Source organism: Pseudomonas sp. W5-01, assembly GCF_046540435.1.
GTDB lineage: Bacteria > Pseudomonadota > Gammaproteobacteria > Pseudomonadales > Pseudomonadaceae > Aquipseudomonas > Aquipseudomonas graminis_B.
This window is the reverse complement of record NZ_JAXCIP010000007.1, coordinates 194,421-212,093: the sequence shown is the minus strand read 5'-3', so window position 1 is coordinate 212,093 and position 17,673 is coordinate 194,421. Positions and strand designations below refer to the sequence as shown.

The following is a 17,673-nucleotide window of genomic DNA, read 5'->3' as shown; positions in this document are numbered from 1 at the left end:
ATGCGTTCCTTTCAGGCGCTGGGCTGAATAGCGCCGGTCGCAGCAGGGGCGACACGAGGCGGGGTTTGACCCTGTGCCTGGGCTTGAGCTTTGGCCTGTTGCTGAGCCAGTTCGGCGATCACTTGGTCACGGGGGCCGTACATCGTCATCGTGCCGCTGTTCAAGACCATGATGCGGTCCAGTCGCGAGAGGACATTGGGACGGTGCGAAATAATGAACACCGTCGCCCCGGTCTCTTTCATCTTCTGCAGTGCCACGCCCAATGCACGCTCACCGACCTCATCGAGGTTGGAATTGGGCTCATCCAGCACGATCAACCGAGGGTTGCCATACACCGCACGCGCCAGACCAATGCGCTGGCGCTGCCCACCGGACAGGTTGACGCCTTCGCTTCCAATGACCGTGTCGTAACCGTCCGGCAATTGCAGAATCATTTCATGGACACCGGCGATGCGGGCTGCCAGTACCGTCTTCTCGGGGTCGACCTTGGTGAAGCGAGCGATGTTATCGCTGATGCTGCCTTCAAAGAGTTCGATGTCCTGAGGCAGGTAACCCAAATGCGGGCCGAGCTTCTGCTTGTCCCACGTACTGATGTCGGCACCGTCTAGCCTCACAACGCCGTGCTGAGGCGGCCAGATACCGAGCAACGCACGCGCCAGCGTCGACTTGCCTGCCGCACTTGGCCCGACGATACCGACGATGCTGCCAGCGGGCGTCACGAAACTGATGTTTCTGATCACCGCCGCTTTGGCACCGGGTGGCGCTACAACGAGGTTCTCGACCTGCAAATGCCCTTCAGGGTCCGGCAGGGACATGCGATCAGGCTCAGCGTTGAGTTTGTCCAGCGTGTCATTCAGCCGCTGGTACTGCAAACGGGCAGCGACGAAGCCTTTCCAGCTGCCGATCATCAAATCGATAGGCGCAAGTGCGCGGCCCAGCAAGAGGGAGCCGGCCATCATCAAGCCGGGATTTATATCGTGGGTGACCACCAGGTAAGCGCCGGCCGCCAGCATCATCGACTGCGCCCAGGCCCGAAACGTTTTGGAAATGGATGTGATGACGCCGCTCTTGTCGCTGGCACCGGACTGCAGGACCAATACGCGGCGCTGCCGCGTGGCCCAACGACCCATCAGGGTGTCCAGCATGCCCATCGACTCGATGACTTCGGCGTTGCGCAAGCTTTTGGTGGTCTGCAGGTTGGCAGTGAGACTTTGTTTATTGGCTTCGGTCAGCGCCGAGCCGGTATAGCGGTGATTGAGGTAAGCCAACAACACCAGTACAACGGCCGCGATGACGGTCATCCATCCGAACCACGGGTGAAACATGAACATCACAGCGGTGTACGCCGGGAGCCACGGCGCGTCGAAGAACGCGAACAGCCCGTTGCCCGTCAAAAACTGCCGCAGGGAAGTGAGGTCATTCAACGACTGTGCCGACGCATCCATGCCGCCGCTGCTCAATGCTTTCTTGAAGCTCGCTCGGTAGACATCACGGCTCAGCAGCACATCCAGACGGTTACTAATGCGTACCATGATGCGCGAACGAACCCACTCGAGAGAGCCCAGGGTGATCATCAGAACAGTGAGAATAAGGGTGAGCATGATCAGGGTGGAGGTGCTGCTACTGGGCACTACCCGGCCCGAAATCTGGATCATGTAGAACGTGGGGACCAGCATCAACGTGTTGACGAAAAAACTGAAAAACCCGACTGAGAGGAAGCTTCCGCGACACGCCTTGAGGGCCGCCTGCAGGTTATTTTCGTGTGAGCGACTCATAGAATCCATTACTGATGAGAAAGGGCTGCGAAGCCCGGGAGTGTACCAGCGACTACCCAGCTAGGCAGCATTCAAAGAGCCATCAGCCGCCGAGGCATCGAGCTTTTGAGATTAAGTTTTCTTAATGTTGCAACGCTGGACAATAAAGGCATTTGGATGCACTCCAAAAAAATCTAATAAGTTCGTCATGTCGATATCCAATCGGATGAAGCATCACTGATCATGCCAGCAATGTTGCAGGCATTGTGTACGCCACGCCACTACCGTTGCTCGTTTTAAAACGAACCCATGACCTTAAACCAGTGGCATTAATAGCGTTGACAGCGATCCCTCCCCGCTGCAGCCGATCATCAGTGCTCAGCACGTCAGACAGGCGAACCTGACGGCGACTCAGGGAAAGGGGCTAATCCACACCTCATTGACGCAGCCGGGTAACCAGAGAACACGCTGAAACAGGTGCGGCGATAGCCTTAAACGCCCGAGCTAGAGCCGCAGAATATCTGAAGGTATCGCATCTTTGGGATTTCATGGCTGCCTACCATCCCCGGCACATCGGCTAAATCCAGTGCCCTAACACCTCTTGCTCCACCCTTTCGGTGTCAAGCCCTGCTGAAGACGCGCCCAATCAGATTCCGGTGCGGTCAATGCCCACGACAATAGGAACGCTTCTGACCAACGGTAACCACAATCGAGTGAATCCATATCACTATGCCTACGGTGAATTCGTACTGATGGGGCGGAAAATTCCTACTGTTTGAATTGACATTTCTGAGGGATCGATTAACCTCGCCCTCGGCAGATGCCACCAGTGCGCCACTAAGTTGTGCAGTACGATTACAGCGTTGATGGATCAATTAATCGCTATCAATTGCTGATAACTCGGGATAAGAAGGAAGCTTATTGAGTGCAGTCGCAAACATTAGATGGCCTGAAAATTACTTCCCGCGTGACGCTCCTTGAGCCCGGGATGTACATCTTTCGTTATGCCTCCCAGCCCATCGCCGAGCGAAGCGTCTGCATCGCGTTGCAACAGGCCCCTCTGGGCAAAGGTGTCATCGATTTTTTCCCTGCCGAAGGCGTCTCCAAGAACATGCTCACCCGACTGGGCGACTGCATTATCGGTCGTGTCAAAGGTGGCGTTTCAACTGTTCTGATCACCGAATATTATCTGGCTGATGTCGAAATCGACCCCGTGGACCTGCGTATAGACCGCATCGACACGTCGTCGGCGATCATGCGCAACTTCATGCCCGCTACCCCAGCACCAGAAGCCGTAGCTTTTTCCGCGACTGCGCCAGTGCGCGCGGTTCTCAAGCTGACTGGTCACTTTGAATCCAAAGGCGATGTCTCAGTGGGAGACGAATGCCTGGGAGATGAGCGAGGCGCAACGCGGCTGGAAGGTTTTTCTGTCCATTGGGACAACAAACCGACCGGGGTTGACCTTGCTTACACCAGCACTATTGCCGGAGCAGGCCCAAGCCAGAAAGTTCTTACCGGTAGTTTCACCGGAGCTCGCAACAAAAGCGCAGCACTCGTCGCCGTGGGTTTTGGCTTGACGGGTCCGGATCGCGCACTCTACGAATTGACGGGCTATGTGGTTTTTGCCGGCGCAGCGCCGCAAGCCATCGTTGCCGAACAAATGCTTTTTGGACCGAGCGGCAGTGAACCGCTGGTCGCACTACAGCTTTCAATTACTCCCAAAACCGAGATCAACGCTCTCCGCCATAAGTCTCTCAGGGAAAAACCTGCGATTACGCAGACAGATAGCAACATAGGCCAACTGGCCTGAAACATCAGGAATATGACTCATGGCACTGCAATATGATGCTCCTACCACTGGCGCTGATTTCAAAGACGCTATCGCTGGCAACCCAGACATCTCGGCTGCTACCGCTGCTGCCATCACCTCGCTGCTGGGTCTGGACAACGCCGGTTCGTCCGTAGTTCTGGCTGGCTGGGATGGCGTTGGCGCTATCACTGCTCCAGAAGGTCAGGCTGTTGACGTTCTGGCAATCAAAACCACTGGCGCTGCCGGCACCAACACTACTCTGGTTCTGCCAGCAGACGTGGCCGACGCTAAAGTGATCATTATCGACAGCGAAAGCAACGTCAGCCTGACTGTTACTGAGCAAGCTGCTCCAGCGGCAGAAGCTCGTCTGTTCGCAGTTGAAGCAGTTGCTGCAACAGAGCTGGTCATCAACGGCGGCAATGGTAGCGACAAGCTGACCTACGTTGGCACTGCCAACGTAACTCTGGATGGCGGCACTGGTAACGACGTTCTGATCACTGGCAGCGGCGACGACGTCGTCACCGGCGGCGCGGGCAACGACCACATCGAAACTGGCGCTGGCAACGACATCATCAACACTGGCGAAGGCAACGACGTCATTCTGGCTGGCGCAGGCCGTGACGTGATCAACGTCTCGGGTGCGAGCACCGACTTCACCGTTGACGTCACCGGCAGCTTCCTGAATCTGACCAGTGCTAACGCCGGCAGCAACAACGTTACTATTCAGGGCGGCGAGTTCGTCACCTTCACCGATGACCACACCCTGGCAATCGTTGAAACTGACGCTGAAGCAGCTGCTCTGCGCCTGTTCGATGGCCTGTTGGGCCGTGATGTTGATAACGCCAGTGCCGAGTTCTACAGCACTGCTGTTCAGAACGGCGCTTCGCTGAGCACCATCGCTACCAGCTTCCTGGCTTCCGCCGAGTACAAAGGTACTGTCAACGACGGTTTCCTGGACCAGACCTACACAACGCTGCTGGGTCGCGTTGATGGCGCTGATGATGCTGCTCAAACCTACTGGCAGGATCAGTTGGCTTCGGGCAAAACTCAAGCCGAAGTGGCAGCTGCAATCAGCACCTCCGCTGAAGCTCAAGCTCACGCGCAGTCGAACGACGACTTCATCTCGTCGCTGTACTCCACTGCTCTGGGCCGTGCTGCAGACGCTGCTGACACCAGCTACTGGGTTGGCACTCTGATCGGCGGCAGCACTCGTGCTGACGTTGCAACCTCGATCTACTCTTCTGCTGAAGCGTCTCACCACGCCAACGCCGAGTTCATCGACTCGCTGTACAACAACGCACTGGGCCGTGCCAACGTTCCAGACACCGACGCTGGCAAGGCTGCTTGGATTGCCGCTGTCGACCAAGGCGCTGTGACTCAGGCTGACGCTGTTATCGGCATCGTCGGTTCGCCAGAAGGCGTTGATCACAACTCCAACGTTGTAGTGGTACACGGCGCAGTCTAAACACTCGCACCGTTGCAACTTTGAATACCCTCAGCCGCAAGGCTGGGGGTATTCGGAAAAAAGGGGCACCTTTGGGCGCCCCTCTTTATTTTTATGCGAACCCCCCATGGCCCACTCAGAACACACCGACCTTGAGCGTGGAACGCTCATGGAGCAATTTCACCATGCACGCCAGATTGGCGAACATGGGAGTGCCATGTTTTTAATTGATAAAGCGCTCCAGACCCCCGAGTACCGACCCGAAGCCCTGATCTGGAAGGGCATCGAGGCCCTGCAACAGCAACGCTTGCACCATGCCTTCCTGTTCCTCGGCTCCGCTGCTCAGGCACTGCCGGGCCGCGCCGATGTGCGGGCGCTCGCCGGTCGCAGCGCCCTGGCACTTCAACAGCCAGAACTCGCGACTCGCTTGTTGGCCGCTGCATGGCAACAGATGCCTACGGACCCTGGCCTGCGAATCATGTTGTGGCACGCCCGCAGTCAAAGCATGCCACCTGCCAGACTGCGTCGATTGATCTTCACGCACCTACCTGAGATAGACGACGCTGCCGAACTGGGGCTGGTGCTGAAGATGCTGGCCGCTCAGCCCGACGCACCGGCCGAAGTCGGCGTTGCGCGCTTCGACCCGCAGAGCAATGAGATCACCGGGTGGGCGGTGAGCCTGAGATCCCCTGCCTCGGTTGTTTCCATTCAGATCGAATCCGGGGGGCAGCGCATCACACACTTCGCTGACCTGCCGCACCCGCTGCTCTCTAAAGCAGGCATTTGTGAAGCACACGGAGGTCTGCGCGTTAGAGTGGCCGATCCTGCACCAACGCTGCACGTCCGATGCACCGACGGCACGCCCCTTATTGGCAGTCCACTTTCCAACCTCCCGCCTTTCAATCCCTCTTCGCCAGTGGGCAAAAAAACCAGTCGCCTGGAGCCGGTCGATATCCTCGTCCCGGTGTACGACGGTTACGAAGAAACTCTGGAATGCATCAACAGCGTGTTGCGCAACCGAAGCCTGAATCGGACCGCGCATCGCCTGATCGTGCTCGACGATGCGACTCCGAATGCGGAGCTACGCACAGCCCTGCAAAGGCTGGCCGATGATGGCCAGATACAACATATCCAACATGCTTCCAATCTGGGCTTCATTCGCAACGTCAACCGTGGAATGGCACTGCACACCGAGCGCGATGTGGTCTGGCTCAATGCCGACACCCGCGTGCACGGCGACTGGCTGGATCGCCTACGCGCTGTTGCGTACAGCGACAAGGACATCGCCTCAGTCACGCCTTTCACCAATAACGGTGAACTGATGAGTTTTCCGGTCAGCCGCGTCAGCCATAGCATGCCCACCGCCGAACAACAGGCCGAGCTCGACCAACTGGCGCAGACTGCCAATGCGGCCGCCATGGAGATCGAAACAGGTTGCGGGTTTTGCCTCTATATAAAGCGCGATGCGATTACCGAGGTGGGTTACCTTGATGAGGTACACCTGCTGCGCGGCTATGGCGAAGAAACAGACTGGTGCTTGCGTGCACGCTCACTTGGATGGCGCCACATGGGAGCACCCAATGTGTTTGTGGCCCACCAGGGAGGCATTTCCTTTGGTGAAGAGAAGTCGATGCGCGTCGCGCACAACAACGCCATCCTCAAACGTCGCTATCCGAACGCATCCGACCGTTACCAGGCATTCTGCCTGCGCGACCCGATCAAACCTGCGCGCCAGGCGCTGCAGCGCGCACGTATCAACCACCTTTCAGCGCACTTGGCGGCAGCGGCAGCCGAAAAAGTGCCGGCCCTGAAGAGCCTGCACATCCACGGCGCCGACGTTGACGAATCCTTGAGCCTGACGTGGCGTCATCAGGCGTCCCACACCATGGCGACAGTGCGCGCAAAATGGGCGCCTCTGGACTTGGCCCTTGAATACCGGCTCCCGGAAGATGCAGACCAACTGGTCACCGACCTCCGCGGCCTGCCACTGGAAGACCTCGTATACCGCCAGCTGACAGGCTGCCCTGCAGAACTGCTGACACTCGCGGCACGGCTCGATAAGCCATACCGCATCCGCTGCAGCGATGACGAACTGCTGGCACAGCGCGCCGATCGTGGGTGGAGAGAATTTGCGCGGCAGGCACAGAGTGTGAGTCTGCCTTGGCAAGCCCTCCGCCAGCGCTATGCTGCGGCACTGCCAAATGCACGAATTGTGATCGACAAAAATGCGAAGGCGGTACGTGTAAAAGGGCAAGCACCGCACACACTGCTGATCGCCGATGACCTGCGCGATGCGGAAATCGCGGGGCGATGGATCGACTTCGCCAGATCCGTGACTCGGGATAACCTTCCCGTGGTGCTGCTAGCCGACGGCGACTACCCGTGGTTGAAAGCCCTGATCGCCACTGGCGCAGTTCATGCATTGCCTGAAGTGCAAGGCCTGGACAAGATCGACTGCCTGTCGCTGACGGGTTGCGATGCAGCATTGAGCCTGAATGCCGCGCCCGGTGCAGGCTGGCACGCACCGGACCTTGCCTCAACCCTAGGACTGCCGCTGTATGCGATGACCAGCGCAGTCGCCAAAGAGGCTGGCGCGCTGCCGATGAACCACCTTCCTTTTTCACTGAGCCGGGCGTGATGTCAGAAGACGTGCTAACGAAACCAACTGCCACTTGCCAAGCCAGTCAATCGTCCACAATGCGCGGCGCAGTTACTGGCCTCTATGGCGATGTCCTGCAAGGCTGGGCGCTGGACGATGCGCAGCCGGAACAGCGCCTGGTCGTCGAAGTGATGATCGATGGCGCGTGCGTAGCTTTAACCCGCGCGGATCAGTTTCAACCGAACGCCGAGATCGGTGACCATTTTCATGGCTTTGCCGTGCAACTGCGGCAGAGTTGGCTGGAGGGCGCGAAACACATCAGCGCTCGGATTGCGAACCAGGACTTTTGCCTCGCTGGCGATCTGCAACTGCCGACGCGCCCCAGTAAAGACCCGGCCCCCGTGGCCTCGCGAGTCTGGCACAGCGGCGGACTGCGCCTGAACGGATGGTCCTGGGACCCCGATGCGCCTTCGCGCCATGTTGATGTGGTCGTTCGTGAGGGCGATCGAGTCGTGGGTCGTGCATCCTGCGACATCCATCACCATGCGCTCGCTGAGCGACCGACCAGCGACCACGGCTTCAATCTCGACCTTCCGTGGGAACTGGCAGATGGTGAGGTCCATATCCTCCACGTTGAAAATGACCTTGGCCATCCTCTTTCAGGCAGCCCGATCAGAATGTGCTGCTGGCCCGAGGGTATTGAAGGGTTGCTGCGTCAGCATGACGATCACGGCCCTGACGAACAGACCATGGCGCTGCTCACCCAGATCGCAAGGGAGCAATCACTCCACCTACCGAAAAGTGCCGGCTTCCATCATTACCCGCAGTGGTTCGAGGTCTTTCAGCACACGCCTCCACGGAATGCGAGCCCCCTGAAAACCAAGATCGGTGTACTGCTGATCAGTGACGGCGACATGACGCTGGAGGGTCTCAGCCTTGCGAGTTTGCGCGCGCACAGCGCTGCGCCTCTAAAAGTCGCAAGGACGTCGGTGGATAACCTGCTGCCAGAAGTCAGAGACCTGCTGGAAACGGGTTGCGACTGCATCGTTCCCATCCGGGCAGGTGATCACTTCGCGCCTCGCGCATTGGACCATCTGGTCGGCCTGCTCGACGAAGGCGTTGCATGGGGTTACGCCGACTGCGACCGCGACGGCCCGCAAGGCGAACGCACCCTCCCCTGGCTCAAACCCGTGTGGGACGTAGACCTGTTTGTTGGCGCAGATATCTTTACCCCCGGCGCTATCTTTAGCGCAGACATCGTGCAGGCGGCGCTTTCACTGCTGGCGCCAGCCAACGAATTGCACTCGCTGAACTGGGATTTCCTCATCGCAGGCATCGTACTTGCCACCGAGCGGCTCCAAGCCAGCGTGGTCCACCTGCCGCAGGTCGTCTATCACCGACACCACCAGTGCTCGGCCAGCCCTGAACTGGCGTGGCCGTCGATGGACCGTCATCAGGCGATCGGTTGGCTGTGCCAGAGCATGACACCGGGCACAACGGTCAGCGCGCTGCCGAACTACCCGGCATTGCTGCGCGCTCGCTGGCCCCTGCCGCTGACGCTACCTCGCATCAGTCTCATCGTGCCGACGCGCGACCAGGTGGGACTGTTGCGAACGTGCATCGAAGGCCTGCTCAACAACACTGATTACCCGCAACTGGAAATCATCGTTGTCGACAATCAGTCCAGCGACCCTGAAGCCCTGGAATACCTGCGTTACCTGCCAACCCAAGGCGTGAAAGTGCTTCCGCACCCGTTCCCTTTCAACTACTCGGCGATCAACAACCGCGCGGTGGAACAGGCGAGCGGGGAAATCATTGGCTTGGTCAACAACGATATCGAGATCATCGAAGCGGGCTGGTTGAAGGAAATGCTCAGCCAGCTGCTGCGCGAGAACGTCGGCGCAGTGGGTGCAAAGTTGCTGTGGCCCAACCGGATGGTGCAGCACGGCGGCGTTGTCGTCGGCATCAATGGCTTGGCTGCCCATGCAGGCAATAATCTTGAAGAAAACGACGCGGGCTACCTGGCGACCAACCAGCTCACTCGGCGCCAAAGCGCTGTGACCGCGGCTTGCTTGTTGATGCGCAAGTCGGTCTATGAAGACCTCGACGGGCTCGAAGAAAAAGCATTCCCGGTGGCGTTCAATGATGTGGACCTGTGTTTGCGTATACAGCAGTCAGGGCTGAATCTGGTCTGGACGGCCTTTGCGAAGTTGATTCACGCAGAGTCCGCAAGTCGTGGGAAGGATCAGACCCCGGAGAAGCGAGCACGGGCCCATCGCGAGCAGCAGGGGTTTATCGAGAAATGGTCACTGCACGGACAGGTCGATCCTTATTATCATCCGGCGCTGAGTCATGATTATCTAAGCGGGGCTTATGGTGGCCTGGCCTTGCCAGCAAAAGATCTCAAAGCTCGAAAACCAGCTCGTTGAGCACCTTGTACTAAACCGATTTTTGACCTACTTGGCATCTTGTTTTTCAACAAGCTGCGACATAATGAGCAAATGATTGATGAAGAGTAAAAGCACAGTAAAAAAGGCTCAAAAGGCAGAAGTCATTAAAAACTTTTGTATCGTGGGAAACTGTGCCGGGAGGACAGCTTGGTTTGCTGAGCTACTTCACTCCAAAGCTACGCCATTGGGACAGCTCACTGACGTCACCTCAGATTTCGAGCATCTGCAGGATTTTGGTGCCAACGCCCACGGGTCAGATGCCAAGACAGATCTAGAACTTATATTCAAACGCAATAATGCGACTTTTGAGGCTTGGTACTGGCAACCCAAGATGATCGAGGAAGTAGTTAAGTCCTGGGAAGACTTGGGTAAACACACTCAGTTTGTCCTAGTTTACACTTCACCTGTGGAAACATTGAATGCCGTGACATCAGGCTCTGGGCAACTGATAGTCGATGTGGAGGGTACTCTTAAGAAATGGCGTCAGGATACTGAACAGTTGATGTTGTTATCTCAACGAATCCCGGACCGCTGTCTGATTGTCAGCGCGGATACGCCGCAAGCGATCCGAGCAGGCCTTGAAAATCTGAAAAACAAGCTGAAGCTTGTCTTCGAGCATTCTGTTCCATCTGAAAATCCTGTGTCGAATGAGGTGTCTAACAAGTTTGAAAGCTATATAGCCAATGAGTCCAGAATTGCACAGCTGCACAGTCAACTTTACCAAAGCGTGCTTCTGAATACCTCACCCTTAGGCTTGGATATGGTCGGAGTTGGGCATAATGATCGTGTAGCGAAGTCAGTAGACGACGAAGGATGCCCGTCGAAGGGAAGTTATGGCGACGACTACTCAGGCATCGGGGATGAATTGCTAGATTTACAAGAAGAGAATCGAGAGCTGACGCAAAAGCTACATATGATCCAGGAAGAACTTGAACAAAAGCTGGTATCAAATAAAGAATATCTTTCATTAATAACTGCCCAGCGTCTAGCCTTGGAAAAGGTATACAGTGCCTTCCCTGATTACTGGAATGTTGAAGCGATATCCACCAGCATATTGAAAGAGAGTGAGCCCAACAGCGTTGTCGAAATACGCCTCACTAATGCCGAAGTGAACTATAAGATAGTTGAAGGTATTACAATCAGGGTCTCGCTCAACCCAGATATGCCCAGCATTAGCGTTAAGCCGACTACTTTAGACTGGCTTAGCTGCATGAAGAACTCCGCGACTGAGTGGCTGACAATAGAGCCGCGTCAAGGCGCGCTTTACCAAGGGCCGAACGCAGTCATCAGTCGTTTGGGCCCAACGGATTGGTCGGCACTTTTAGAGCTGCTAAAAAAGCTAAAGTCTTATGTCAACTCAGGTGCGAACAAGCACCAATTTCCAACTAAGTTATCTCAGATCAGAAAAGCACTAGGCGCTCTCTACGAGACTCTAAACGCATGGCCTATGGTGCCTAGATACGACAAAATCACTCTAAAGGATACCCTTCAGCAGGGAGACTATCGCAGCTTGGGCATCTCAATATCCAACTTAACTATTGGCACATCCAGCTGGGGCAGGCTGTCTTATCGCCTGGCGACGCTAGACGACTCAGGGGTTACTTTTGGCACTAATCCCCGATTGGAATTCCCACAGGACTCGAAATCGGCACTGCAAAATTGGTTTGCAGAGACAGAGGACGCCAGAGGTCAGCGTTTGGAGTTGCGATTCGCAAAACCTGATGCGATGGATTTACAAGTGTGGAGCGCGCTGGCGGAAAACGACAAATTATTAATCGCGGGACTCATCAGCAGTCTCGGAAACCAGTTAAGTGATCTCGAGCACTCTAATGAGCTGGTTAAAACGGATTGGAACGAGTGGCAAATGTTGGCGAATTCTATCAAACAAATTGCCGCAAAGAAAATAACCGCCTGATAGGCCAACACCATGAATTCCAAAATGATTTATGTGCTCAATAAAGAACTTTTAATGCTGGTGCTGATTAAATGACAAGCGAATATATGACTTCCACCCTATCACAGGCGAACGCAGCTTTCCGAAACGGCGAATACGCGCGTGCGGTCTCATATTATGAGAAAGCTGTACAGGAAAATCCTGAGCTCGCTGAAGTCATTGACATCAATATCAGGATGGGACGTAAGCATTGGCTACGCAGCAACGACCCAGAAGGCACAGCGCTGTCAATATTCACCACCGGCCCTGAACAAGGTAGAACGGAAGAGCGCGCGGCCAACGATATTGGACCTCATTACACCTCCGAGGATCATGAATTGATCGCGCTGAGCGGTCTTTTCAGCCATAACTATTACTACGAAAACTATGAGGATGTAGCGGCATCAGGCGCAGACCCAATAGAACATTACTGTCAACACGGCTGGAAAGAGCACAGGAATCCTAATAAAGAATTTAACACACATTATTATTTAGGAACCAACGCGGACGTTGCACAAGCTGGAGTGAATCCATTTGCTCACTGGGTGCAATACGGGCAATTCGAGCTAAGAAAAATAAAAAAAGTAGAAGTCGATCCTTTATATGACCCTGGCGCTCATCAGCCGACAGTTATTTTTTTGAGCCATGAAGCATCTCAGACAGGCGCACCAGCGGTTTTGTTGTCTCTAATGCGTTGGGTGAAAAAAAATACTAGTATTAAATTTTCGATCATTATTGGTTCCCAAGGGGTCTGGAACAAGCGATTTGAGGAAATCGCCCCTTGCTTTTATTTAGACCACGCACACAAGAATGGCTTGACCGCAGAACTTCGGGACTTTTGCGGCAGCAACGTTCAGTCAATCTATGTCAACACAATCGCATCCGGCTCTTATGCAGAACATTTGAAATATCTAGGGGCTGAATTCATTACTCACGTTCACGAGATGGAGAACGTGTTTGAAGTTTTTGAAGCTCAATTCCTGTCCTTATCGAAAATATGCAATAAATACATTGCGGTTTCCCCAGGATCAGTGGAGTCACTTAGAAAAAGGAATGTAGACGAACGTGAGATTTCTTTTCTAAAGCCCTTCATTGAGCCTTTCGATTTCTATCGTTCAAAAAGGCATCTCAAAAGCAAAAAAACAATAATATTCGGCTGCGGCGCTGTGGAGAAAAGGAAGGGGTTTGATCTATTTTGTGAGACAGCACTGATCTTACTCCGGCGGGGTGTATCTGACTTCAAGATGATTTGGATCGGATCTGCCAGTGGTAAAGACCTTAATCCTGAAAGCGAAATTGAAAGCCGTCATTTAGCAGGTTTCGTGGAGTGGGTTGGGCCAAAAGAAAACCCGCGAGAATATTTTGCATCAGGCGATATTTTCCTACTTACTTCTCGGGAAGATCCTTACCCATTGGTATGCATGGAGGCTGCTGAAGCGGGTATGCCGATTGTGTGCTTTGGTAGCGAAGCAGGCGGGATGCATACCTTTGTAGAAGATGATGCTGGGATCGTCGTTAAATACCTAGATGTCGGAGACATGGCGTCCAGCGTGCTCGAATTAATCAAGGATATTGACAAAAGGTTGTCAATGGCCGAGCGCGCTCGAACAAAGGTTTCTGAACGTCATTATGTAGATAGCGTCGCGCCAAAGATCCTCGAACTTCTACCTGATGGAATCTACCATTCGGACTCGGATTACGAAGCTTTCATCAAAAAAATCGACGAATGCCGAGTCGTATCGTTCGACATATTTGATACGCTGGTAACAAGGCAGTTCCGTGATCCAGAAGTAATTTTTGACCTGATAGAATATCAGCTTACGGAACACGAGCCAGCAGCGCTGCCCTTACTAAAAGAGCGCATGGATACCGCAGGGATGGTACTGGGGCGCCATCTGGGGGAGAAGGATGATGTATCCATCGACTCTATTTACGAGCATATGTCCTTTTTCAACAATTCCGCCATCGAAAAGTCTGTCGAGCTCAGCGTCTGCGTTCCCCATTCCCTCGGAAAGAAACTGTACGACTACGCCAGAACGAAGGGAAAAACAATATACATCGCAAGTGACATGTACTTGGACCAACATACAATAGAAGCTATTTTACGGAACTGCGGCTATTCCCATTGGGACCATTTACTCCTGTCATCGACGCTAGGTAAGAAGAAAGAAACCGGCAAACTTTTCAAGTCGCTAATTGATATCGCTGGCAGGTCAAACTATTCCCCAGTGGACATTTTCCATATCGGGGATAACTGGGAAGGTGATGTCCGCCAACCTAAGCTAGCAGGGTTTGACACAAAGAGGTTTTCGCCTATCGGAGAGCACTCCCGGAAAATCTTCAGACTGTCTCTCGATCAAAAAAAGAAGCTCTCTCAAAAGGGCAGAATCTGGGATAGCTACTGTGAACAGCAGAGCGATCTTTGGCACAAGGAAGCGCCAGGCATTTCATGCGACTTTTATACTCAGATCGGGTTCGAGATAACAGGGCCTTTGGCGGCCATGATGGCGATGTACGTAAGGTCGCAAGCTCAGGATGCAGGCATACACAAAATTGTATTCATGGCTCGAGATGGCCGAATCATAAAAAAAGCGTTCGACATACTTTACAAAGATCAGCTAGCGTCGGATGAAATCTCATCGTGCTATATGCATCTTTCTCGTGCGACGGTTATTCCCGCAACTTTTCAAAACCCACTATCATCCAACGACATAGCATTTATTCTTGATGGGCTCCATCTTCAAGAAAAAGACGTCTCGTATTTTCTGAAAAAATCAGGACTCAACCCGCAAGATAGTGGAGTCAGAGCAATACTTCTGGATAGTTTTCAATCCGAAGATTACGTGCCTGGATGGCAGGATTACCATAGCCTAAGCCGTTTACTTACTCAGCTTTCAGGCCGCATCCACTCTGCAAACGTAAAAAATCGTGAAAACCTTGAATTATACCTTTCAGAAAATGGCATTCTGAACGAAAAATCCGTGCTGTTCGTAGATGTCGGGTGGCTATTAAATATTCAATCTCGGCTGGAATACTTCCTCGGAAAACTAGCCTCGAAAACAAACGTCAGGGGATGCTATGTTGGTTCTCGCGAAAGGGTGAGCAAGGGTGTAGTTCACTCTGGATTCTTGTTCGAACAGGGAGACCCTTATGTTTATGCTGACTTCATAGAAGCAAATACCACTCTTTTTGAAATTCTTTTTTCTGCGCCAGAACCATCGGCCAGGGGAATACTAACAAACCCGGTTTCGGGTAGAGCCAATATATCATTCAAAAAGATTCCAAATCCTCTCTCGAATGAATTCGTCGTTGCCCAGAAAATTCATTTAGGGGCGGAGGCTTTCTTCGAAAGATTTGGCAAAGCTCGGTCCTCGTTCTTCCCTGAAATAATCTCTAGAGATTACTTTTTTCAACTTTTTCAATCCCTTGCACAATCAGAGAACTTGGTTGCCAAGGCTGCCCTGGGTAATTTCGAAGTTTCGCTCGGGGGGGATCATGAGTTTACAGTCAAACAGGAATTAATTAAAAATGATGACCCACATACAAGCTATTGCCTGAAGGAAAAAGCTGACTACTTCGACCCTGTCCATTTCAAAATTCCACTAAAAACCTGTAATGCTCTGATCTTTAGCTCGGCAGGCCTGGATAATGGGTCAACCCGTTACAGATCAATCCACCTGGCTGAATCCCTTGGGAGTATTGGAGTAGAGTGCACCGTTGCGCACGTCGCCTTGGATATCGGCGGCGCGGCGCCATTGATAGATCGAGCTGATGTCATTGTCTTTCAGCGATGCTTTATGGAGCAAGGGAACGTTGCCGAGTTTTTTAAATATGCTCGAATGAATGGCAAACGGTGCGTCGGAGAAATTGATGACTTAGTGTTCCCTAAGTTTGTAGCTACGATTGGTTCAGTGACAGGCGGCGAGTGGAATATCGATGAAGCAATGTTCGTTGCCAGTGCGTACGAAAACTTCATTAAGCTAATGGACGGATGCATTGTTTCTACCCCACTGCTAAGATCCCACATAGCATCGGAATATAAAATCCCTTGCGAAGTCTACCGCAACAAGGTTAAACCATTCACTTCAACCGATGCTGTCCTCGCACCAGATTCTTTCAAACTCATCTACGCATCTGGAACGTTTTCTCATAAGGAAGACTTCGACATTATCGAAGAGACGCTGTTTAATTTTTGCCTGAAAAACGCAGACTGCAAGCTTTCAGTACTCGGTGCGGCACAAGTTTCTGAACGATTGCTTGCACTCGCGAACGTATCAAGTTACCCCATATTAGATTATAACGGGATGCTGGGATTTATCTCCAAACATGACTTGCTGCTTGTCCCACTTATCGACAACGTGTTCAACCGCGCAAAATCAAATGTGAAATTTATCGAAGCGGGTTCGGTAGGAGTTCCTGTTCTGGCATCGGAGGTAGGCGAGTTCAAGCTAAGCATCAAGCATAAGACTAATGGCTTCCTTGCGAAAAATCCGCGAGACTGGGCCGCAATTCTTGAGCAGCTTCGGCTGCAGCCCACACGCTTAAAGTCTGCGGGCACTCAGGCCCAGTTGACAGTTTTGAAACGCTACACCACTGCTCAATGTGAATTGAAAACTAAGTTCCTGTGCGGCAATTTAAAGCAACAAACCACTAAGACCACGCTTTCACGGGTTGAAATCTGATGCAAGTACTGATTGTAGGTGGGGCGGGGTATATCGGCTCCCACATGGTGCATACCCTTATACGATCCGGATACGAGGCTATCGTACTGGACGACCTCAGCGGGGGCCATGCAGATGCTGTAATAGGCGCTAAACTCTTCGTCGGGTGCTGTTCAGATAAAGCATTGCTTGAGCAATTATTTAAAGACCACGACTTCTGTGCCGTCATGCATTTTGCGTCATTCATTCAAGTTGGGGAGTCTTCAATAGATCCGGCAAAATACTATGCTAATAACTTCTGCAAAACGGCCAACTTGCTCAATACGATGATATCAGCAGGGGTTAGTAACTTTGTATTTTCGTCAACTGCGGCGGTTTATGGAAATCCCATATCCGCCATCATCCAAGAAGATCACCCGAAACATCCCATTAACCCTTACGGGCGCAGCAAATGGATGGTAGAGCAGTTACTTGAGGACTACGATACTGCCTACCAGTTCAGGTCAGTGTCGTTGCGTTATTTTAACGCTTCTGGCTGTGCACCCGACACTGGATTAGGGGAGCGCCATGACCCAGAAACTCACCTGATTCCGCTGGTCCTGCAAACCGCGTCGGGTAGAAAGAAAGCAATCTCTATCTTTGGTGACGACTACGAAACGCCAGACGGCACCTGTGTTCGAGATTACATTCACGTGCTAGATATATGCAGCGCTCATCTGCTGGCAATGCAATATCTGCTCGACGGTGGAAAAAGCGACCAATTCAACTTGGGAAATGGCTCGGGCTTTTCCGTAAAGCAGGTGATAAACAGCGCCAGGGAGCTAACGGGGCGCGAGATCCCCGTAGTCACCCTGGCGCGTAGGTTGGGTGATCCGGCGCGTTTGGTCGCTGACGCTTCTAAAGCCTCACAAATATTACGATGGCAGCCCGGCAGATCTGATCTGAACACGATTATTTCTGACGCTTGGAGCTGGGAAGTTGATCACTGCTGGTAATTGAAAATTCAGCCCGAGAGGATTGGT

Annotated in this window: 8 protein-coding genes; 7 read left to right on the top strand and 1 reads right to left on the bottom strand. The window is 53.2% G+C overall.

Annotated elements, in window-relative coordinates; all coding sequences use genetic code 11:
• Nucleotides 1-11: 11 nt before the first annotated feature.
• Nucleotides 12-1,775 carry a type I secretion system permease/ATPase gene (locus tag SLW75_RS21985; RefSeq protein WP_192133607.1) on the bottom strand — a complete coding sequence of 588 codons (1,764 nt, stop codon included), beginning with the start codon at nucleotides 1,773-1,775 and terminating at the stop codon, nucleotides 12-14.
• Nucleotides 1,776-2,742: 967 nt separating this feature from the next.
• Between SLW75_RS21985 and SLW75_RS21980 the strand changes: the two genes are divergently transcribed.
• The 7 genes from SLW75_RS21980 (at nucleotide 2,743) to galE (ending at nucleotide 17,646) form a co-directional block, all read left to right on the top strand.
• A complete protein-coding gene (locus SLW75_RS21980) occupies nucleotides 2,743-3,564 on the top strand; it encodes a hypothetical protein (protein WP_192133657.1) in 822 nt (273 codons plus the stop codon).
• Nucleotides 3,565-3,583: 19 nt separating this feature from the next.
• Complete coding sequence (locus tag SLW75_RS21975; RefSeq protein ID WP_192133605.1) at nucleotides 3,584-5,029, top strand: DUF4214 domain-containing protein; 1,446 nt, start codon at nucleotides 3,584-3,586, stop codon at nucleotides 5,027-5,029.
• Between the two features lie 148 nt (nucleotides 5,030-5,177).
• Nucleotides 5,178-7,646 carry a glycosyltransferase gene (locus SLW75_RS21970; protein ID WP_410935455.1) on the top strand — a complete coding sequence of 823 codons (2,469 nt, stop codon included), beginning with the start codon at nucleotides 5,178-5,180 and terminating at the stop codon, nucleotides 7,644-7,646.
• Nucleotides 7,646-10,036, top strand: coding sequence for a glycosyltransferase family 2 protein (locus SLW75_RS21965; protein ID WP_410935428.1), 2,391 nt, complete (start codon nucleotides 7,646-7,648; stop codon nucleotides 10,034-10,036). Before SLW75_RS21970 ends, SLW75_RS21965 begins: the two co-directional genes overlap by 1 nt.
• 79 nt (nucleotides 10,037-10,115) lie before the next feature.
• Nucleotides 10,116-11,972, top strand: a complete 1,857-nt coding sequence (locus SLW75_RS21960; protein WP_410935427.1) for a hypothetical protein — start codon at nucleotides 10,116-10,118, stop codon at nucleotides 11,970-11,972.
• 71 nt (nucleotides 11,973-12,043) lie between these two features.
• Entirely contained in the window at nucleotides 12,044-16,672 is a 4,629-nt protein-coding gene (locus SLW75_RS21955; protein ID WP_410935426.1) for a glycosyltransferase, read from the top strand.
• Nucleotides 16,672-17,646 (top strand): UDP-glucose 4-epimerase GalE, encoded by a 975-nt coding sequence (gene galE / locus SLW75_RS21950; protein ID WP_192133595.1) that lies wholly within the window; start codon nucleotides 16,672-16,674, stop codon nucleotides 17,644-17,646. Before SLW75_RS21955 ends, galE begins: the two co-directional genes overlap by 1 nt.
• Nucleotides 17,647-17,673: the final 27 nt, after the last annotated feature.